This is a genomic window from Methylobacterium sp. Leaf361 (genome assembly GCF_001424445.1).
GTDB lineage: Bacteria > Pseudomonadota > Alphaproteobacteria > Rhizobiales > Beijerinckiaceae > Methylobacterium.
This window is the reverse complement of the sequence record NZ_LMPY01000031.1, coordinates 14007-33607: the sequence shown is the minus strand read 5'-3', so window position 1 is coordinate 33607 and position 19601 is coordinate 14007. Positions and strand designations below refer to the sequence as shown.

The 19601-nt window shown below is 70.8% G+C and carries 17 protein-coding genes and 1 tRNA gene; 6 read left to right on the top strand and 12 right to left on the bottom strand.

Going from position 1 to position 19601, the window contains the following annotated elements; genetic code table 11:
* Positions 1-67: 67 nt before the first annotated feature.
* Positions 68-1924, bottom strand: a complete 1857-nt coding sequence (locus ASG32_RS20405) for an ATP-dependent RecD-like DNA helicase (RefSeq protein ID WP_244492081.1) — start codon at positions 1922-1924, stop codon at positions 68-70.
* A 186-nt stretch (positions 1925-2110) separates the two neighbouring features.
* On the opposite strand from ASG32_RS20405, the gene ASG32_RS20400 reads away from it, so the two are divergent.
* Positions 2111-3628, top strand: a complete 1518-nt coding sequence (locus tag ASG32_RS20400; RefSeq protein ID WP_157862028.1) for a hypothetical protein — start codon at positions 2111-2113, stop codon at positions 3626-3628.
* A 99-nt stretch (positions 3629-3727) separates the two neighbouring features.
* On the opposite strand, the gene ASG32_RS20395 is transcribed toward ASG32_RS20400, so the two are convergent.
* The 9 genes from ASG32_RS20395 to ASG32_RS20355 form a co-directional block, all read right to left on the bottom strand.
* Positions 3728-4441, bottom strand: a complete 714-nt coding sequence (locus ASG32_RS20395; protein ID WP_056530025.1) for a hypothetical protein — start codon at positions 4439-4441, stop codon at positions 3728-3730.
* Positions 4442-4486: 45 nt separating this feature from the next.
* The gene (locus tag ASG32_RS20390) at positions 4487-4669 is read right to left on the bottom strand and encodes a DUF3606 domain-containing protein (RefSeq protein WP_003600567.1); all 183 of its coding nucleotides are present in this window, start codon (positions 4667-4669) and stop codon (positions 4487-4489) included.
* A gap of 287 nt (positions 4670-4956) precedes the next feature.
* Positions 4957-5048, bottom strand: a tRNA-Ser gene (locus ASG32_RS20385).
* A 12-nt stretch (positions 5049-5060) separates the two neighbouring features.
* Complete coding sequence (locus tag ASG32_RS20380) at positions 5061-5921, bottom strand: glycosyltransferase family 2 protein (protein ID WP_170868185.1); 861 nt, start codon at positions 5919-5921, stop codon at positions 5061-5063.
* Positions 5918-7186, bottom strand: a complete 1269-nt coding sequence (lysA, locus tag ASG32_RS20375) for a diaminopimelate decarboxylase (RefSeq protein WP_056530021.1) — start codon at positions 7184-7186, stop codon at positions 5918-5920. The genes ASG32_RS20380 and lysA overlap by 4 nt, the downstream gene beginning before the upstream one ends.
* A 166-nt stretch (positions 7187-7352) precedes the next feature.
* Positions 7353-7700 carry a hypothetical protein gene (locus ASG32_RS20370; RefSeq protein ID WP_056530018.1) on the bottom strand — a complete coding sequence of 116 codons (348 nt, stop codon included), beginning with the start codon at positions 7698-7700 and terminating at the stop codon, positions 7353-7355.
* Positions 7701-7868: 168 nt separating this feature from the next.
* Entirely contained in the window at positions 7869-8171 is a 303-nt protein-coding gene (locus ASG32_RS20365) for a hypothetical protein (protein ID WP_020094369.1), read from the bottom strand.
* Between the two features lie 143 nt (positions 8172-8314).
* The gene (locus ASG32_RS20360; protein WP_056530034.1) at positions 8315-9040 is read right to left on the bottom strand and encodes a hypothetical protein; all 726 of its coding nucleotides are present in this window, start codon (positions 9038-9040) and stop codon (positions 8315-8317) included.
* Positions 9041-9198: 158 nt separating this feature from the next.
* Positions 9199-9825 (bottom strand): DUF1134 domain-containing protein, encoded by a 627-nt coding sequence (locus tag ASG32_RS20355; RefSeq protein WP_056530015.1) that lies wholly within the window; start codon positions 9823-9825, stop codon positions 9199-9201.
* A gap of 157 nt (positions 9826-9982) precedes the next feature.
* Here ASG32_RS20355 and ASG32_RS20350 point away from each other — a divergent pair, with 157 nt between their 5' ends.
* Complete coding sequence (locus ASG32_RS20350) at positions 9983-10549, top strand: YHS domain-containing (seleno)protein (RefSeq protein WP_107351978.1); 567 nt, start codon at positions 9983-9985, stop codon at positions 10547-10549.
* On the opposite strand, the gene ASG32_RS20345 is transcribed toward ASG32_RS20350, so the two are convergent.
* Together ASG32_RS20345 and ASG32_RS20340 are read right to left on the bottom strand one after the other, a co-directional pair.
* Complete coding sequence (locus ASG32_RS20345) at positions 10530-11402, bottom strand: 3'(2'),5'-bisphosphate nucleotidase CysQ (RefSeq protein WP_056530008.1); 873 nt, start codon at positions 11400-11402, stop codon at positions 10530-10532. The two genes, ASG32_RS20350 and ASG32_RS20345, sit on opposite strands and share 20 nt — an antisense overlap.
* Positions 11403-11474: 72 nt before the next feature.
* Positions 11475-14480, bottom strand: coding sequence for a bifunctional [glutamine synthetase] adenylyltransferase/[glutamine synthetase]-adenylyl-L-tyrosine phosphorylase (locus ASG32_RS20340; RefSeq protein ID WP_082557975.1), 3006 nt, complete (start codon positions 14478-14480; stop codon positions 11475-11477).
* A gap of 407 nt (positions 14481-14887) precedes the next feature.
* Between ASG32_RS20340 and ASG32_RS20335 the strand changes: the two genes are divergently transcribed.
* From ASG32_RS20335 to ASG32_RS20320, 4 genes are all read left to right on the top strand, one after another.
* Positions 14888-15598 carry a histidine phosphotransferase family protein gene (locus ASG32_RS20335; protein ID WP_056530003.1) on the top strand — a complete coding sequence of 237 codons (711 nt, stop codon included), beginning with the start codon at positions 14888-14890 and terminating at the stop codon, positions 15596-15598.
* A 104-nt stretch (positions 15599-15702) separates the two neighbouring features.
* Positions 15703-18465 carry a hybrid sensor histidine kinase/response regulator gene (locus ASG32_RS20330; RefSeq protein WP_056530000.1) on the top strand — a complete coding sequence of 921 codons (2763 nt, stop codon included), beginning with the start codon at positions 15703-15705 and terminating at the stop codon, positions 18463-18465.
* A 161-nt stretch (positions 18466-18626) separates the two neighbouring features.
* The gene (locus ASG32_RS20325; RefSeq protein ID WP_056529997.1) at positions 18627-19145 is read left to right on the top strand and encodes a chemotaxis protein CheW; all 519 of its coding nucleotides are present in this window, start codon (positions 18627-18629) and stop codon (positions 19143-19145) included.
* Between the two features lie 11 nt (positions 19146-19156).
* The gene (locus tag ASG32_RS20320) at positions 19157-19549 is read left to right on the top strand and encodes a response regulator (RefSeq protein ID WP_012320961.1); all 393 of its coding nucleotides are present in this window, start codon (positions 19157-19159) and stop codon (positions 19547-19549) included.
* Positions 19550-19601 lie beyond the last annotated feature (52 nt).

Genomic DNA, 19601 nt, shown 5'->3' with positions numbered 1-19601 from the left:
CAATCTCTTCAGCCGTATGCTTCTTCCGTCCCATGATGACATCCTCCACATGGCTCAAAGCCATACCTTAGGGAGGACCACTTTTCAGGGGGCAGGCCAAGTCGTTCTGGCTTTCCATCACCCGGTCGCCCGGCGAGAAACGCCAGCCAAAGCGCTCGACTGATGTGGAGGGGTTCGGATTCAGCACGGCCTGGAGCTCGTGATTGAGGTTCCTCGCGCCTAGGACGCCGCGCTGCATCGGGGTGAGCACCTGGACATCACGCACGGGATCGAGGCCATAGCGAGCGGGGATACGCCGAGTTACCACCTCGATCAGCGTGGCGAGCCCAGCCTCAGGTTCGTCGATCTCGATGAGGTGGAAGTCGCTCTCGCTGCCGCGCGGAGCTGCCTCGGGCATCTTGCCGGCGTTGATGCGGTGCGCATTCACAATGATCCGGCTCTCAGCCGCCTGACGGAACACCTCAGTCAGCCGCGCCACTGGCACGCGCTCGGAGTCGATGATGTCGGCCAGCACCTGCCCCGGTCCGACTGAGGGAAGCTGGTCAACGTCGCCGACGAGTAGCAGCCCGGCGTGTGCCGGCACGGCCTTCGTCAGCGCGTTCATCAGCGGCACATCCACCATCGAAGTCTCGTCGATGACCAGAAGATCGCAATCGAGCGGGTTCTCCTCGTTGCGCGAGAAACCGCCGTGCTTCGGGTCGATTTCCAGGAGGCGGTGGATGGTTTTGGCCTCAAGCCCGGTCTGCTCGCTCATGCGCTTAGCCGCTCGGCCGGTCGGAGCCGCAAGCATCACGCGCACGCCCTTGGCCGTCAGGATGCGCAGGAGTGTGTCCAGCGTCGAAGTCTTGCCAGTTCCCGGCCCGCCGGTGATCACCGCGAGCTTCGCGTTCAGCATCAAGCGCACCGCTTCGGCCTGCGAAGGCGAGAGCACTTTGCCAGTCTTCGCTTCGACCCATGGCAGAGCCTTGGCGAGGTCGATCTCGGGCCAAGGCGGGCGGCCGCTCACTCTCGCCAGGAGACGCTCGGCGATGATCCGCTCGGCCGCGTGCAGTCCCGCTAGGAAGATGCAGGCTTTGTCGCCGATGATGTCCTGCACCACCTCGCTGGTCGCCAGCACGTCGATGAGCGCCGAACGGATTAGCACGGCTTCGACATCCAGGAGCGCGGTCGCGAGTTTGACGAGGTCGGCGACGGGAAGGCTGCAGTGGCCCTCGTCGGTGGCGGTCTGCAGCGCGAACGAGATGCCGGCCCGTAGCCGCTGCGGGGCCTCTTTCGTCAGTCCGAGCTTCATTGCAATGGCGTCAGCGGTCTTGAAGCCAATACCACGGATATCGCGGGCGAGGCGGTAAGGATCCTCGGTCATCACTGTGATGGCGTCGTACTGGTAGGTCTTGAAGATGCGCACCGCCCGCGCCGTGCCGACGCCGTGAGCGTGCAGGAACAGCATGATCTCGCGCACGGCCTTTTGCTCGGCCCAACCGGCCACGATACGAGCAGCGCGCAGCGGGCCGATGCCAGAGATCTCCTTCAAGCGGTCGGGCTCGGCTTCGATGATCTCGAAGGTGCCTTCACCGAAAGCGGCTACAATCCGCTTGGCCATGGCTGGCCCGATACCGCGCATGTAGCCCGAGGCTAGGTACTTCTCGATGCCCTCTACGCCGGTCGGCGGTGTCACCTTGAGGGTTTCGGCCTTGAACTGAAGACCGTGCTGGCGGTCGGTGAACCAAAGTCCGGTCGCCGTCACCCACTCGCCAGCGCCGATGGCAGGCGCGTGGCCAATGACCGGCACGAGGTCGCGCTTGCCGCGCGCCTGGACTTTCAGAACACAGAAGCCGCTGTCGGCGTTGTGGAAGGTCACCCGCTCAACCGTGCCGGCAAGCGTTTCCTTTGGCGGGGGGGCGTGGGCAGGTGGGCGGGCGTTCACAGGGGCCTGATCGTCTGGGGCTGTCGCCACGGGTGCCAAGCTGATTGATCTGCTATCTATGTCGCCGGATCAATCGGCATCACCCCATCTACGAGGCCCTCCGCGATGCCCGCTATGGCGAACGCGCCGCGTACGAGAATCCTTCAACTCGCTAAGCTAGTCGCCGCTAATCTTCGGCGCGGGGAAATGACGACAGGGCTGCAGACCGTGGGCCTTGCCCTATCCGAGAATCCGGACGCTCTGATTGTCGTGCTCGACCTGCTTATCAAAGAGGTTGGCAAGAAGCGTTTTAACGGTGCGTTGTGCGAGGCTCTTCTTTTCATGGTGGGGCAAGCGCTCGACGAGGCCCGCATGGCGGTCGAAGGCGGCAGCGAACCGGCGATGAACCTCGTCGCAGAGGTCCGGCAGAAGCTCGTCACGGCGGCCGAAAGTGGCCTGCTGCCCCCCGAAGTTATGATGGTGCTCGGCCAGCAATTTGCGGCTGCCAAGCTCGATCTCGGCGACGAATTGCGTGCCCTGACCCTTGCACTTTCAGAGCAAACGGCAGCGCACGGCCCGGCCCTCAGCCCAGACGACATCACCTCGCATTATGCCGCCATGGCCGAGGCCCTGGCTCACAACCCATTCCTCATCCATGGGCAGCTTTCCGAACAACTGGCTGCTTTCCCTGACGACCAGCGTGTCGTGATCGTCGGCTCGTTCGTCTCCTCAGAAGTGGCATCGATGCGCGATGCGGCCCTCGGATGGCTACTCGATCCGAGCCCCGCCGTGGTCAAGCAGGTGGCGCAGAGCCTTCTCGCAGCGGCCCAAAACGGGGGCCTGTCTGCTGAAAGCGTGGAGCGGATCGTCTTGATGCGCCCGTGGCTCACAGTGGATGTGCAAGCGACGCTCGATTCGGCCGTTCGTGCCTGCCGGCAGCGCGGTCTACAACCTACGGGGAAGCCGTCGGTTCAGATCACATCTGTCACAGTCTCGGGGTGCGATGGGGCCGGTGCGCAGAGCGCTTTCGTCATCCTCAAACGCGGTCGCAAACTGGCTTTGGCCTCACTCCTCGTGAAGCAAGGCTTTGGAGTCCGAGACGCTTGGTTGCGGGACGATCTCAGCCGGCGCGAAATAGATCAACTGCTCGCCGAGATCGCCTATCAGACCGATCCTTTCGATGGTTCGCCGGAAATCCTTCTGACTATCATCGCGCACCGCCTTGCAGACAACATCGAACGTAATGAGCCACCGCCGTTCGGGTTGGTGCAATTCCTCGAAGCCGTGAGCGTCGGTCAAGTCCGACCCAACCGGGTGAGCACCGAATCACTCATCGAGCAGCTTCTCGACGGCGTGCCACCCGAGCGGCAATCGGGAAAGGCCATCACAGCCGCGCTGGCCGATTCGAGGCTCTGGCCAAGGGAGTACGCATTTCTTCAATCTTGGTTTGAGCAGGGTGAGGCGACGTCAGCTATCGCCAGCGCGGCCGAGACCAAGAAGCAACGAGAGGAAGCCGTGCTCCGCGACGTCCTACCTATGCGGCGGGCACGGTGGGCTGAACTTCTAGCATGGACCGCGAAAGCGACCGAGGATGAGGTCGAAGGCGAAGAGTGCATCGACTTTGCCCTTGTCGCCCGTGAGCTTCTAGGTGATCGTCCCCTCGCTGAAATCCCGCTTGCAGCTTGGATCGCGAAGCACACGGCTGCATCATTGACGCGGCGATAGCCGTTCGTCCTAGTGGCCGCATCAAGGTGATACTCGTCCGCTCCGTTGGGAGCACGAGGCGATGCTGGCGTGGCACAACGACCTCTACGATCCGGCCGACTACGCAAGGATGTTCACGGCGCGCGCGGCGACCAGCGCCACGGTCAGCAGTGAGATCAACGCCTCTGCCATCATCAGCAGTTTGGCACGCGGCGTCAGCGGAAGCGTGTCGGTCGGTGAGAATGCGGTTGCGTTGGTGAAGGCCAGGAACAGGTAATCCACGAAGCCCGGCACGAACGGTGCCTGCGCCTCCGCCGACCCAAGGGTCATCTGAGGGAACAGGAAATCTGGATCCCGTACGCTCGGATGGCCCCGCAGTGCTGCGCCGCCGCGATCCGTCGTCCAGAACCACAGGGCAAAGATTATGACGTTGGTGCCCCAGATGTTGAGGGCGTCGATGAGCAGGGTCGGTCCGCTTCCGGCCTTGCCCTTGAAGAGCGCGTGCACGAGAGCTGCCAGGGCGGCTGTGTTGGCCACGGTAACGAGTGCGGTCAGGATCGCGGCCATGCGGCGGATCAGGCGATGGTGGCGGTGCACCTCGGCCCAATGGGCATCCGTCGTGGCATGCCGCTCCCGACCCTGATTCCAAGCCGTGGCGGCCGAGAGTGGCACTAGCAGCGCGAGTTCGAGCGCCGGGGCGAGCCAGCGCGGTCCGAGAGAGAAATCGTTCACGACAAGAAGTTGCAGGCCGGCCACGCAGGCGATGGCGCTCCGGGCCAACCAGAAGTCCAGGGCGCTGGTCCGAACACGATCAGGATGCGGCAGCTTCACCATCGAAGATGTCACCTGACGAGCTGTGCCGTTGGGGCGAGTGTGCCCCTAACGCTTCTTGCCCAACTCGGCGGCGATGTCCTTGGTCATTCGACCGACCTTCCGATGCGCGGCCGTAAGTTGGTCCTGCGTGACGCCCCAGCGCTTCATCCAGAACTCGACAGCCTTGCGTTCCGACAGATCGAGTCGGTCCTTATCGATGAAGCCACGCTTGTCCTTGAGGCCGGCCATGGGGAATCCTGTTAGGATGGTGATTGCGGTCTGGGGAGAACCTCGCGACGACCTTGATGGGGGAAGAGCGCGAAGGGATGCGGGGAAGCGCGACCACGCCGTCTGCAACGAAGCTCGTTCTCCCCTATCGAGGTTTGGTGTCGGCCCTCGCACGCGCGTGGCCGCATCGTCCGGCTGCGGCCGATACGAGCCGGTACAAGCCGTTTCAAAATGTGGGTCAAAAGGTGGGGCGGCAGTTACCGCTGGGTCTGTTTTCTAAATTAAAACAGCTACTTATGCCACGTAAGTGGCGGAGACGGAGGGATTCGAACCCTCGATACCCATTTCTGGGTATGCTCATTTAGCAAACGAGTGCCTTCAGCCGCTCGGCCACGTCTCCGGCGCTCTGGCTCTAGAAGGTCGGATCCGGCGGGTCAACCCGATCCTGGCGGGCGGCGGCCACGCGGCGGCGCTCGACGTGCTTGGCGACGCGCAGATGCCGCGAGATCGCGTAGTTCATCGCCGTCAGGAAGCCGTAGGTGCCCCGCACGAAGTGGCGGCGGCCGAGATAGGCCTTCAGGAAATTGCCCGGCAGCTCGACGAACACCCGCCAGGTCGGGATCACCACGCCCCGCGACTCCAAGTCGTCCGCCTGCTGGTCGGAGTAGCGGTTCAGCTTGTCGAGCTGGTCGCCGAGCGAGCGCACCGAGAAATGGTGGATCACGCCCCGGAGCCGGCCCGGCTTCACCCCCGGTTCCAGCGCCACCCGGTCGTGGACCGGCGAGGCGGCGTAGCGGCCCTTGTCCTTCCGGTAGAGCCGGACCGGCGTCAGCGTGTAGGCGAGCGGGTGCGGCCGGCCCTCGCCGGGGAAGATCTCGGCGATGCCGATCCGCCACGCCGGCCGGCGCGGCTCGCCCGCGGCCCAGAGGCCCCGGATCTCCCGGGCCAGCTCCGGCGGCACCACCTCGTCGGCGTCGAGGTTCAGGAGCCAGACGTGCCGGCACTGCTCCTCTGCGAAGCGCTTCTGCGGGCCGTAGCCCGGCCAGGGATGGTGCAGCACCCGCGCGCCCAGCGACTCCGCCAGGGCCTGCGTGCCGTCGGTGGACCCGGAATCGACCACCACGAGGTCGTCGGTCAGACCGCGGACCGCCCGAAGCGTCGCGCCGATCCGGTCCACCTCGTTGTGGGCGATGATGAAGACCGATAGCGGCAGGGGCCCGTCGGGTCCCGGGACCGGCCTGGGGGCGGCGGCGCCCTCCGGAGCGCGGCTCACGCCAGCCAGTCCGGCACCCGGTCGAGGGCGATCAGGGCGTCGACGTCGAGGCGCGGGCGGACCACCGCCGCGCGGTCGCCCCGCACCAGAACCTCCGGCACCAGCGGCCGGGTGTTGTAGGTGCAGGACTGCACCGCCCCGTAGGCGCCGGCGCTCATCACGGCGATCAGGTCGCCGGGCCTCACCTCCGGCATCTCGCGGTTGAGGGCGAGGTAGTCGCCGCTCTCGCAGACCGGGCCGACCACGTCGGCGACGAGGCGCGGCGTCTCGGGACCCGGCTCGATGACCGGCCGCAGGCCGTGATAGGCCTCGTACAGGGTCGGGCGGATCAGGTCGTTCATCGCCGCGTCGACGATCACGAAGGTCCGCCCCTCGTTGTGCTTCACGTAGAGCACCCGCGTCAGCAGGATCCCGGCATTGCCGACGATCATCCGGCCGATCTCGAAGACCGGCCGCAGGCCGAGGGGGGCGAAATGCGGCCGCAGGGTCGCCGCCAGCGCGGCCGGGTCCGGCGGCGGCGCGTTGTCGTCGCGGTAGGGGATGCCGAGGCCGCCGCCGAAATCGATGTGGCGCAGGGGATGGCCGGCCGCCAGCAACTCCCGGGCGAGGCCGGCGAGCAGCCGGGCCGCGTCGGCGAAGGGCGCCAGATCGGTGATCTGGCTGCCGATATGCATGTCGACGCCGTGCACCGCGATCCCCGGCAGGGCGGCCGCAGCGGCGTAGACAGCCGGCGCCCGGGTGATCGGGATGCCGAACTTGTTCTCGTACTTGCCGGTGGAGATCTTGGCGTGCGTGCCGGCGTCCACGTCGGGGTTCACCCGGACCGAGACCGGCGCGCGGAGGCCGAGGCCCACCGCCACCTCGGACAGGACCGCGAGTTCCGGTTCACTCTCCACGTTGAAGCAGAAGATGCCGGCCCTCAGTGCGGCCTCCATCTCGGCGCGGGTCTTGCCGACTCCCGAGAACACGATCTTGCCGGGGTCCACCCCGGCCGCCAGGGCCCGCTGCAGCTCGCCGCCGGAGACGATGTCCATCCCGGCGTCCCGGGCCGCGAGGGTCCGCAGGACGGCCTGGTTCGAGTTCGCCTTCATGGCGAAGCAGACCAGCGCGTCGTCGGCCGCGAACGCCTCCGCGAAGACGCGGAAGTGCCGCTCCAGCGTGGCGGTGCTGTAACAGTAGAACGGTGTGCCGACCTCCGAGGCGAGGCCGGTCAGATCGACATCCTCGGCGTGCAGGCGGCCGTCGCGATAGTGAAAATGGTGCATCTCGGCCGTGTCTCGTCGCCGTGCCTCGTCCCGCCGGAGCGCGGGCTGTTTCCCGTGAAACACTCCGCCGCAGGCCGCGGCGGCGCGCGCCGGTGGCGGGGTCCGCCCGAATCCGAGCGGGGCCACCGGGCGCGTGGTACCGCGACGGCGTGCCGGCCTCCGCCCTCTACAGCAGCGGATCCAGAATGAAAGGCTCCTTCGGCACCCGGTAGCCGCGCCGCGCGCCGCGGCTGGTCTCGACCGGCGCCTCGGTGCCGCCCGGCGGGACCGCCGCCGCGGAGAGCTCGTCGCCGGCGCGCACCGAGGCCGGGTCCGGCTCCGGGGCGCCGCCGCCGAGGCCGACCGAGACCGGCAGCGTCCGCCGCCCGGTCGGCGCGTCCGCGCTGGCCTGCGCACCCGCCCGCGGGGCCGCCGTCTGGGGCGGCTCCAGCGCACCCCGCCGCCCGCAGGCGGAAGCCGCCAGGGCCACGAGGCCGGACACGGCGAGGAGTTTCAGGGCGGGTTTCGACAACATCGCGCGAGGGTCCGGCGGGCTCGGCACCGGCACGCGAGGGCCGGCGGGAGCGCTACCTTAGCCGTTGCCGCGTCCCGGCGCGAGCGCCCGTCCGCCACAGGCCGGCCGCGGCGCACGGTTGGGGCCCGTTCCCGCGGCTCCCGGCCCGGCCTCGACAGCCGGAAGGCGTCAGCCCCGCCGCTCCTTGCCGCCCTGCGAGCCCTGCCGGTTCTTGGCGGGGGCGTTCTGCTGCTGCTCGGCCTCGTAGGCGTCGATCGCCCGGCGGCAGTTCTCGCTGAGCTTCTTCCAGTTCTTCTGGAAGCAGGCATCGGTGGCCGGATCGTCGGGGGCCAGGTTGCCGCAATAGGTCAGGTAGTCCCCGGTGCAGTACTTCTTCAGGGTCTCGTTGCCGCGCTTCGTCTGCTGCGCGGCTGCCGGCAGCGTCAGGGCAACGGCCGCCGCGACGGCGAGGACGATCGGCTTCAGGCGCATGGGTATCCGTACCATCTGTCGAAGTTGTGAATGCAGGACGCGTCGGCGATGCGATGATGCCTTTGCGTGGTCGAAACAAGGCAGTCATCGCAGGTTTTCGGTTGCGTTCCGGTCGCCAAACCCCGTTTCGGGGGTGGATCGGCTCAGACCCGCTCGGGTTCCGGCATCGCCGCCGCGGTCCGCGGCATCCGGCCCGGGGCCGTGAGGGCCTCGGCGACCTCGACGATTCGCCGGCGGAGATCGGCGTTCTCGCGCTCGATGCCGGCCTGCCGGTCCGGCGGCAGGTTTCCGGCCCGGTCGCTCTGGTGTTCGTTCTGGCGGTCGGCCACGGTCAGGGCCAGAGCTTCCTCGGCCGCCTTCAGGCTCGCGCGCAGGTCGTCGCGCTCGGCCGCCAGCGCGGCGGCGTCCGGTGCCGGCGCCGCGCCCTGCCGGAGCGCCAGGAGACTGTCGAGCAGGTCGGCATGGGCGTCCTCGAGAGCCTGGAGCGTGGCGAGGCTCGCGCTCCCGTCCTCCCGCGCCAGCGTCAGCTCGGTCTCCAGCTCCCGGGTCTTGGCCTGGGCCTGGGCGATCTCGGCGTCGCGGGCAGCGACGTCGCGCGCCAGGGCGGCGACCCGCATCGTCCCGGCCCCGATCGCCGCCATGTCGGCCTGCCGCCGCGCCTCGACGGTCTCGACCCGGCGCTCCAACCGGCGCTGCTGCACGGCAAACTGCGCGCGCAGGAAGTCGCGCTCGGCGGCGATCTCGGTCGGCGACAGGGGCAGGCGCGCCTCGGCCCGCCGACGCTCCAGGCGCGCGGCGCGGGCATTCAGGGCCGGCAGAAGCAGCAGGCCGCACAGGCTCGCCGCCAGGAAGCCCAGCGCGAAGATCATCACCGTTTCGATCACGAGGGTGCAGCCCGCGCATCCGGCCGGAAAACCCGACCCAACTCCACTCTAGCCCAGGTTGGCCGCGAGGGTGAAATCCCGCGGGGCCGGTCAATCAGAACGCGTTGCGACGCCGTCCCGGATCAAGGCCGGCTCAGGCCGGATCAGAACGGGTTCCACGTCGGCTCACGGGTGAACTTCAGATAGCCGACATTGATCCCGAGCCGCGCGCCGACGCCGCTGCGGATCGGCACGACGATGACCCGGTCGTTGACCACCGCGGTCATCCCGAAGCCGCCCACCAAGTAGGCGGAGCCGTCGACGCCGGCGAAGCGGCGGTACAGGTCGCGCACGTTGGGCAGGTTGTAGACCAGCATCATGGTGCGGGCGCCGTCGCCGCCGACATCGAAGCCGAGGGACGGGCCCTGCCAGTATATGCGCCGCTTGCCGGCGTTGCGGGTGTAGAGCGTGCCCTCGCCGTAGCGGACGCCCGCCACCACGGCGCCGCCGCCCTCCTGGCCGAGGATGTAGCCGTTGGGCTCGCCCCAGCGCCGGCCCGCCTCCTCGACGGTGAGCGCGAGGCCGCGCGACACCGTGCCGAAGAACCGGTGGCCGGATTCCACGATCTCGCCGGGACGGAAGGTCTCGGGCGTGTCGAGATCCTCGCCGGCCGCGCGGGCCGCGCCCGCGGCGCCGAGGAGAGAGCCGCCGAGGGGCGCACCCAGCGCCAGGCCGAGGCCCGCGCGCAGGATGGTGCGGCGGTCGGTGCCGCGATCGTCTCGTGCCGTCATCGTTGCCTCCTCGCCCGGTTCGACTAACGGTTCGTGCGATGGACCTGTGCCGCTCTGTCCCGCCGGGCCGGCAGAGGCCGCGCCGGGCGGATGAGTCGGACCAGCTTCTGAGGGAATCCGCAAGATGTGGTTAACGCGTCCTGACCCCGCAGTCCGCATGGCCGGGCGGTCGGGCGCGCGCGTCCGGCGGGCGGCGCTCACGCTCGCGCGGGCGGTGGGGCTGTCAGCCGCGCTGTCAGCCGCGCTGGCGGCCCTGCCGGCGGTCGCCCCCGGCCGCGCCGCCGCGGAGGAGGGCCTGACGGCCCGGACGCGGATCGAGCTGCTGACGCTCAACGGCTTCGACCCGGTCAGCTACTTCCTGGAGGGCGGGCCGCAGGCTGGTCTGGCCCGGTTCGAGCTGTCCTGGGGCGGCCAGGTCTGGCGCTTCTCCAGCGGCGCCAACCGCGCGGCCTTCCGGGACGACCCGCCCGCCTACGCGCCGCGCCTCGGGGGCTACGACGCCGCCGGGATCCTGAATGGCCGCTTGGTGGACGCCGATCCCCTGGTCTTCGCGGTGATCGACGAGCGCCTCTACCTGTTCCGGGATGCCGGGCGCCGCGCCCGGTTCCTGGCGGAGCCCGGCCTGGCCCGGCAGGCGGAGGCGGCCTGGCCGGCCGTGCGCCGCCTGCAGGATGTCCCGCCCGACGCCTCGCCCGACGTGCCGCCTACGGATGCGCCGCGCTGAGCGGCGCCGCCGGTCGGCCGCTCGCGCGGGCCGGGAGGACGAGCCGCGGGGCCAGGGCCGGGTCCCCGACGGCGGCGAAGGGCCCGTTGCGGTGATCGGGCCCGTGCTGGCCGTAGCGTATCGGGCCGCCGCCCGGCACCACCACGCAGCCGCCCGCCGCCGCGACGATGTGGTCGCCCGCGGCCGTGTCCCATTCCATGGTCGGGCCGCAGCGGACGTAGACGTCGGCCTCGCCTGCGGCGATCAGCCCGAACTTCAGGGCGGACCCGACCTGGCGCGTCTCCACCACTGGCAGCGCCGCCAGGCAGGTGGCGGTCTCGGGATCGCCGTGCCGCCGGCTGCCCAGGGCGACGAGGCCCGTCCCCGGCGCCGCCCGCGCGCGGACCGGCCGCCCGGCCCCCGGCCGGCCCGCGATCACGGGGCCCTCCAGGGTCGCGGGTCCGGCCCACCAGACGCGGCCGAGGCCGGGGGCGGCCAGCGCGGCCGCCACCGGGCGGGCGCCCGACACCAGCGCGATGTTGACCGAGTAGTCCGGCGTCCCGGCGAGGAAGTCGCGGGTGCCGTCCAGGGGATCGACGAGGAAGAAGAGGTCGGCGGTGCGGGTCGCGTCGCTCTGGGCGCGCTCCTCGGCCACGACCGCGATCCCGGGGAAGCGCCCGGCGAGGGCCTCGACGATCAGGTCCTCGGCCTCGACGTCGGCGGCGCTGGAGGGCGAGCCGTCCGGCTTCAGGGCGTGGGGGCAGGGGCCCCGGTGGTAGCGGCGCAGGATCTCCCCCGCCGCGCAGGCCATCTCGGCGAGCGCCGCGGCGATCCGCTCACGCTCCGGTCCCGAGATCGTCGCCGCGCCCGTCATGATGCCTCCCGACACCGCCCTGAATGCCCGAGCGGGGGGTGAATGTCGACGGCCACCGGCCGGAGCGCCGCCTCATCGGCGCTCCGGCAGCTCCCGCGCGGCGGCCGGCATCCGAACCGTCCGCCGGATCCGCGCCAGCAGGGCCTGGCTCCGGCGGCGGTGGCGGCGCAGCTCCGCCGCGAGGCCGCGCGCGTCCGGGAGGCCCACCGCCTTGGCGATCTGCCGGGACGCGGTCTCGGACGGCTCCGCGGCAGGATCGGTCATCACGAGCCGCTGCCACTGGTAGACGGCGTCGAGGAAGCCGTAGGTCTCGGCCAGGGCCTCGCCCGCCGCCGCGGGCAGGAGGCCGCGCGCCGCCGCCTCGCGGAAGAGCGACCCCGCGCCGAGGCCGATGCAGCCGGGCCAGTCGTACGCCTGGCTCAGCACGATGGCCTGGGCGAGGAAGTCGAGGTCGAACAGCGCGCCGGGGGCGAGCTTCAGGTCGTAGGGGCCGGCATAGCCCCGCTCCCGCGCGACCAGGGCCCGCATCGCGCCCGCCTCGGCGCAGACGGCGGCGGTCTCGCGCGGCTGCCGGAGGATCCCGGCGATCGCGGCCGTGACGTCGGCCGCCAGGGTGGCGTCGCCGGCGACGACCCGGGCGCGGGCGAGCGCCATGTGCTCCCAGAGCTCCGCCTCGCCGCCGTGATAGGCCGCGAAGCCGCTGAGCTGCACGGCGGGCGGGCTGTGGCTGCCGTAGGGCCGCAGCCGCAGGTCGACCGCGTAGAGCCGGCCGCGCCGCGTGGCCGTGGTGAGCGCCGCGAACACGCGCTGCGCCAGCCGGTTGTAGGCCACCACGGCGTCGAGGGGCCGCCGTCCGTCGCTGGTGCGGTTCTCCGGGTCGAAATCGTACAGGAACACGAGGTCGAGGTCGGATTCCGCGCTGAGCTGGCGGGATCCGAGGCGGCCGAGCGCCAGGACGCAGCAGCGCCCCGCCGGCACCGCGCCGTGGTCCAGGGCGAATCGGCGCTCCTCCGCCTCCAGGCTCAGCGCCACCGTGGCCTCGGCGATCGCCGCGTAGGCCTCCCCGGCCTGGCGCGGGGTGAGGATGCCCGACAGCAGGCGGGCGCCCGTAACGAAGGTCATCTGCCGGGTGGCGTCCCGGCAGCGGTCGAGGCTCTCCTCGTGGCTCGCCGGCTGGCCCAGGAGCGAACGGTACTGCGCGCGGACCTCGTCGGGATCCGTGGTCGGCGTAACGAAGTCGGCGTCGAGCACGGTGTCGAGGACGTGCGGGCTCAGGCCGACCGTGTCGGCGAGGCGCGGCGCCGTCCCCAGGATGTCGGCGAACAGCAGGCGCAGGCGCTCGTGCGAGCGCAGGATGGCGAGGAGTTCAGCCACCGCGGGCATCCGCGCGAAGGCCCGGTCGAGGGCGAGGAGCGCCGCGTCGGGGTCGGCGGTCCCGCCGAGCGCGCGCAGCAGCGCCGGGAGCATCTCGGCGAGGATCTCCCGGGCCCGGCCGGTCCGCAGGGCCGGGCGGCGCCCAAGATGCCAGCCCTGCACGGTCTCCCAGGCCAGGGGCGGGTCCCGGAACCCGAAGGCGCCGAGCCGCGCCAGGGTCTCGGGATCCGGCTCGCTCTCGCCGAAGACCAGGGCGGCCCCGTCGGCGCCGGCCTCCGGCTCCGCCTCGAACAGCAGGGCGTAGTGCGCCTGGACCCGGCCGGCATGGTGGAGCAAGGCCGCCTCGAAGGCCGCCAGGTCGGGGAAGCCCGCGAACAGGGCGAGCGCGGTCAGCGCCTCGGTCCCGGTGGGCAGGCGCTGGGTCTGCTCGTCCCGGATCATCTGGATCCGGTGCTCGAGGGTGCGCAGGAACGTGTAGGCCGCGGAGAGCTCGTCCCGGGCCCGCCCGTCGATCCAGCCCTCCGCGACGAGCGCGCCGAGCATCGCCACGGTCCGGCGGCCCCGCAGGGCCGGCTTGCGGCCGCCGAAGACGAGTTGCTGGGTCTGGACGAAGAACTCGATCTCCCGGATGCCGCCGCGGCCGATCTTGATGTCGTGGCCGCCGACCGCGATGGTCTCGTGGCCGCGGACCATGTGGATCTGGTGCTTCAGGGCGTGGATCTCGGCGATGGCCGGGAAGTCGAAGTGCCGGCGCCAGATGAACGGCGCGAGCTCCGCCAGGAAGGCCTCGCCGGCCGGGATGTCGCCGGCGATCGGCCGGGCCTTGATGAAGGCCGCGCGCTCCCAGTTCTGGCCGAGCGTCTGGTAGTAGTCGAAGGCGAAGCCGGTGGAGAGCGCCACCGCGGTCGAGCCGGGATCCGGCCGCAGCCGGTAGTCGATGCGGTGGACGTAGCCGTCGGCGGTCCGGTCGGCCAGGAGCTTCACCAGCCCCTGCGCCAGCTTGACGAGGAAGGGCTTCGGATCACCGCCGCTCGCCGCGGCAGCGGGCTCGGCCTCGTAGAAGACGACGAGGTCGATGTCGCTGGAGTAGTTCAGCTCGCAGCTGCCGAGCTTGCCCAGGCCCAGGACGATCAGGCCCGACCCGTCCTGCGGCGCCTCCGGATCCCTGGGCCGGTACCGCCCGGCCGCCATCCCCTGCCGGAGAAGCGCCTCGACCGCCCCGCTCACCGAGGCGTCGGCGAAGGCCGACAGGGCGCCGGTCACCGCGTCGAGGTCCCAGCAGCCGCCGAGATCCGCCAGGGCGACCAGGAGGGCGTGGGCCTCCCGGTTGGCGCGCAATTGCCGGCCGACCTCGGCGAGGTCGGGCTTCGCCCCACAGGCGGCGCCGACGGCGCGCTGCCGCGCGATGATGTCCCGGCTCGCCGCGTCCGGCGGCTGATCCAGCAGGGCGACGAGCCGCTCGGGCGACCGGGTGGCCGCCCGCCACAGGAAGGGGGAATGATCCGCCAGGCCCAGGAGCAGCTCCCGGCAGGGCGGTGTCAGGAAGCCGGCCGGCAGCGCCGGCGCGAGCTCGGCGAGCCGGGCCCCCGCGGCGTCCGGGTCGGCGAGCCCGAGCCGGGGGCGCAGGCGCGCGCGCAGCGTCTCGGCTGGCTCGGCGGCCGCTCCCTTCGCCGATCTGTTCGGGAGACCGGTCTCATCTCTCATGCCGCATCCTCCCTGGCGCGACGGGGCCGGCATCGTAGCCGACCGGGCCGCCCGTGTCCGGTCCGGCGCGCATGGCTTGCGGCGCCCGCCGCGCGTTCACGATGCGGCCAGGACCGGGCAGCCGCGACGCGTTCGCGGCCGCGCGGGCCCGGAATCGGGGGCCGTCCCGGCCTTCCGTCCGATCCGGTAACGCTTTTCAAAGCCGACCGTGGCGTCTATCCGTGCGGACCGGTCGTCGCCCCCGGTCCGGCCCGCGGGCCGCGCGGGATCCCTTCGGGCGACTCGATCGCCGCAGGGGCGGCCGAGGACCGGGCGACCGAGAACCGGGCGGCCGGGAACCGGCAGCCCCAATCGGGGCCCCGGCCCGCAGACGTCCGCACCTCAGATCCGCCCGCCCGGAGCGCACCATGTCCTCCCCGACCTCGCCCACCCTGACTCTCGACGGCCTCGACCTCGCCGCCCTGCTCTGCTCCCGCGTCTGCCACGACGTGATCAGCCCCGTCGGCGCGATCGTGAACGGGCTCGAGGTCCTGGAGGACGACCAGGACGAATCGATGCGGACCTTCGCCCTGGAGCTGATCGGGAAGAGCGCCCGTCAGGCCTCGGCGCGGCTGAAATTCGCCCGCATCGCCTTCGGGGCCGCCGGCTCGGCCGGCGCCTCGATCGACCTCGCCGACGCCGAGAGCGTCGCCAAGGGCATGTTCTCCGACGACAAGACCAAGCTGACCTGGAGCGCCCCGCAGGCGCTGTTCCCGAAGAACAAGGTCAAGCTCCTGCTCAATCTCGTGATGGTCGCCACCTCGGCGGTTCCCCGGGGCGGCCTGATCGACGTCGTCGTCTCCGGCGACGGCGAGGCGCCCACGCTGGTGCTGAAGGCCAAGGGCTCGCACGCCCGCATCCCGCCCCACGTCGAGGAGCTGATGGCCGGCAGCCCCGAGAGCGGCACCGTCGACGCCCACGGCATCCTGCCGTTCTACGCGGGCCTCGTGGCCCGGGCCGCCGCCATGGATGTCCGCTTCGCTATCGAGGGCGATGAAGTGACTATCACCGCCACGCCCGCAGTGATCGACGCGCCCGAAGGCCGCGATGGAGAGGCTTCGGACACGGCGCTGGCGTGAAACTCTGAAAAAGGTGCCGCGCGGGGCCGGGATGGAAACGCTTCCCTAACCCCGCGCGAGTAAGTAGGTTGCGCGAGACCTTCTCCGCGTAACGAGTAGCGCCTATGGACGACCTGCTTCGCGAGTTTCTGACCGAGAGCGGGGAGCATCTCGACACGGTCGATGCAGAATTGGTTCGATTCGAGCAGGATCCGAACAACGAGACTATTCTGCGGAACATTTTCCGACTCGTGCACACGATCAAGGGAACCTGCGGGTTCCTCGGACTCCCGCGGCTGGAAGCTCTGGCGCACGCCGCCGAGACCTTGATGGGTCGCTTCCGCGACGGGCTGCCCGCCACGTCGGATTCCGTCACCCTGATCCTGCTGACGCTGGACCGGCTGAAGGCGATCCTGGCCGATCTGGAGGCCACCGGCACGGAGCCCGCGGGCTCGGACGACGACCTCATCTCCGCCCTGGAGCGCATGGCCGAGGGCTCGCCCGAGCCGGAGGCCGCCGCCCCGCCGCCGCCCGAGCCGGTCCTGCCCGATCCGGTGGTCCGCGAGCTGAAGCCCGGCGAGGTCTCCCTCGATGACCTGGAGGCCGCCTTCCTGGCCGCCCCCGGTCCGGACGAATCGGACTTCCTCCCGCCGCCGGCCCCCGTGGCCGCGATGCCCGCCCCCGCCCCCGCCCCCGCCCCTGCGGCCGCCGTCGCCCCCGCCCCGGCGCCCGCCGTCAGCGCGGCGCCCAAGGCCGAGAAGAAGCCCGAGCCCGTCGAGGCCGAGAAGTCCGAGCCGGCGCGCGCCGAGAAGGTCGAGGGCGCCGAGGGCGAGACGACCGCCGCCGCCAAGAACCAGACCATCCGGGTGAACGTCGACACGCTCGAGCACCTGATGACGATGGTCTCCGAGCTGGTGCTGACCCGCAACCAGCTCCTCGAGATCGCCCGCCGGCACGAGGATTCGAGCTACAAGGTCCCGCTGCAGCGCCTGTCGCACGTCACCGCCGAGCTGCAGGAGGGCGTCATGAAGACGCGCATGCAGCCGATCGGCAACGCGTGGCAGAAGCTGCCGCGCGTGGTGCGCGACCTCTCGGCCGAACTCGGCAAGCAGATCGACCTCGTGATGGTCGGCAACGAGACCGAGCTCGACCGCCAGGTCCTCGAGGTCATCAAGGACCCGCTGACCCACATGGTCCGCAACTCGGCGGATCACGGCCTCGAATCGACCGCCGAGCGCGTGGCGGCGGGCAAGCCCGCCCGCGGAACGATCCGCCTCGCCGCCTACCACGAGGGCGGCACGATCACGATCGAGATCGCCGACGACGGCAAGGGCCTGAACCTCGCGGCCATCCGCAAGAAGGCCGCGGAGCGCGGGCTCGCCTCCCAGGCCGATATCGAGCGGATGACCGACGCCCAGGTCGCCAAGTTCATCTTCCACGCCGGCTTCTCGACGGCGGCGGCGGTGACCTCGGTCTCGGGCCGCGGCGTCGGCATGGACGTGGTCAAGACCAACATCGAGACCATCGGCGGCCTGATCGACATCGCCACCACGGCGGGTCGCGGCACCACCTTCACCATCAAGATCCCGCTGACGCTGGCGATCGTGGCCGCCCTGATCGTCCGGGCCGGCGAGCACCGCTTCGCCCTGCCGCAGGTGGCGGTGCTGGAGCTGGTTCGGGTCGATGCCGGGGCGCAGCGGGTCGAGCACATCAACGGCGCGCCGGTGCTGCGCCTGCGCGAGCGGCTGCTGCCGATCGTCTCGCTCACCGGCCTGCTCGGCCAGACGAGCCCGGGCGCGGAGACGGACCAGGCCGGCTTCGTGGTGGTCGCCCAGGTCGGGCGCGAGCGCTTCGGCATCCTCGTCGACGAGGTCTTCCACACGGAGGAGATCGTCGTGAAGCCGATGTCGGTGAAGCTGCGGCACATCCCGATGTTTGCCGGCAACACGATCCTCGGCGACGGCGCCGTGGTGCTGATCGTCGATCCGAACGGCGTGGCCCGTCAGGTGGCGCAGGGCGTCCAGGGCAGCGGCGGCCACATCGACGCCGACGCCGACGAGGCGGTCGAGATGGCCGACACTAAGACCACGCTCTTGGTGTTCAAGGGCGGCCAGGGCAGCTTCAAGGCGGTGCCGCTGTCGCTGGTCACCCGTCTCGAGGAGATCGAGTGCGCCAAGGTCGAGTGGCTTGGCGGCCGCGCGCTGATCCAGTACCGCGGGCGCCTGATGCCCCTGGTCCCGGCCGACGCGGCGATCACCATCAAGTCGGAGGGGACGCAGGCCCTGGTGGTGTTCTCCGACGGCGAGCGCGCCATGGGTCTCGTGGTCGACGAGATCGTCGACATCGTCGAGGAGCGCCTCGACATCGAGATCGCGGCCGACCGGTCGGACCTGATCGGCTCGGCGGTGCTGCGGGGCCGGGCGACCGACATCATCAACATCGCCCACTTCCTGCCGCTGGCCTACGACGACTGGGCGCGCGGCCTGAAGCGGCCCGAGCAGATCTCCACGGTCCTTCTGGTCGACGACTCGGCCTTCTTCCGCGACATGCTGAGCCCGGTGCTGAAGGCCGCGGGCTACCAGGTGGTCACGGCGTCGAGCGCCGAGACGGCCCTGTCGACCCTCCAGTCCGATCCGCAGATCGAGGTGGTGGTCACCGACCTGGAGATGCCGGGTCGCAGCGGCTTCGACCTCGTCGCCGCGATGCGGCGGGCCGAGCCGCGCCTCGCCGGGCTCCCGGTGATCGGCCTCACCGGCGCGATCGGCGCCGACGCGGTGGAGAAGGCGCGGGCGCTGGCGATCAGCGACCTCGTGGCGAAGTTCGACCGCAGCGGCCTGATCTCGGCGCTGGCCGAGATCGGCGCCGCCACGGTGTCGAAAGCCGCCTGAGCCGCCGCGCCGCCCGCCCCGGGCGATCGACCCCGGCCGATCGCTCCAAGCCGATCGACCCAGGCCGATCGACCCAAGCCGATCGACCCAGGCCGATCGACCCAAGCCGATCGACCCAGGCCGATCGCGACGATCGCGACGAACGAATCCGGAGAGTTCCGATGCAGGCTGCCAATGCCAACACCAGCGGCGCCCCCACCAACGGCGCCGAGACCGGCGCCACCGACGACTTCGTCACGGTCTTCGTCGGCGAGACGCTGTTCGGCCTGGCGATCGAGCGGGTCCACGACGTCTTCGTCCCGTCGGGCGTGACGCCGGTTCCCCTGGCGCCGGCCGAGATCGTCGGCCTGCTGAACCTGCGCGGCCGGGTCGTGACGGCCATGAGCCTGCGCCGGCGCCTGGGCCTGCCGGACGCGGAGGCCGAGGCGGACGGCAGCAAGGCCAGCCCGAAGATGGCGATCGGCCTGGAGCAGGCCGGCGAGACCTTCGCGCTGGTGGTCGACGGCGTCGGCGAGGTGCTCAAGCTCGGCGCCGACAGCCGCGAGGCGGTGCCGATCAACCTGGATCCGCGCTTCCGCGACCTCGCCACCTGCGTCCACCGCCTCGACGGCCGGCTCCTGGTGATCCTCGACGTGGACGCGCTCCTCGGCTTCACGCCCGCCGGCGCCAAGGCGGCTTGAGGGAGAGGTCGATGAAGGCGCCCCACGAGACCACCTGCCTGGTGGTGGACGATTCCGCGGTGATCCGGAAGGTCGCCCGGCGGATCATCGAGGATCTCGGCATGAATGTCAGCGAGGCCGAGGACGGCAGCGCCGCCCTCGAAGCCTGCGCGGCCAGCATGCCCGACGCCATCCTGCTCGACTGGAACATGCCGAACATGGACGGCTACGCGTTCCTCCAGGCCCTGCGCCAGAGCGAGGGCGGGGGCGCGCCGAAGGTCCTGTTCTGCACCACCGAGAACGACGTCGGGGCGATCGCCCGCGCCCTCCGGGCGGGGGCCGACGAGTACATCATGAAGCCCTTCGACCGCGACATCCTGACGGCCAAGCTCGAACAGGTCGGTCTCGTCGCCGACGCGGCCTGATCGCCTGCTCCCTGACCCGCGGCCCGAGCCCCGCGACCCTGCACCCGAGGCA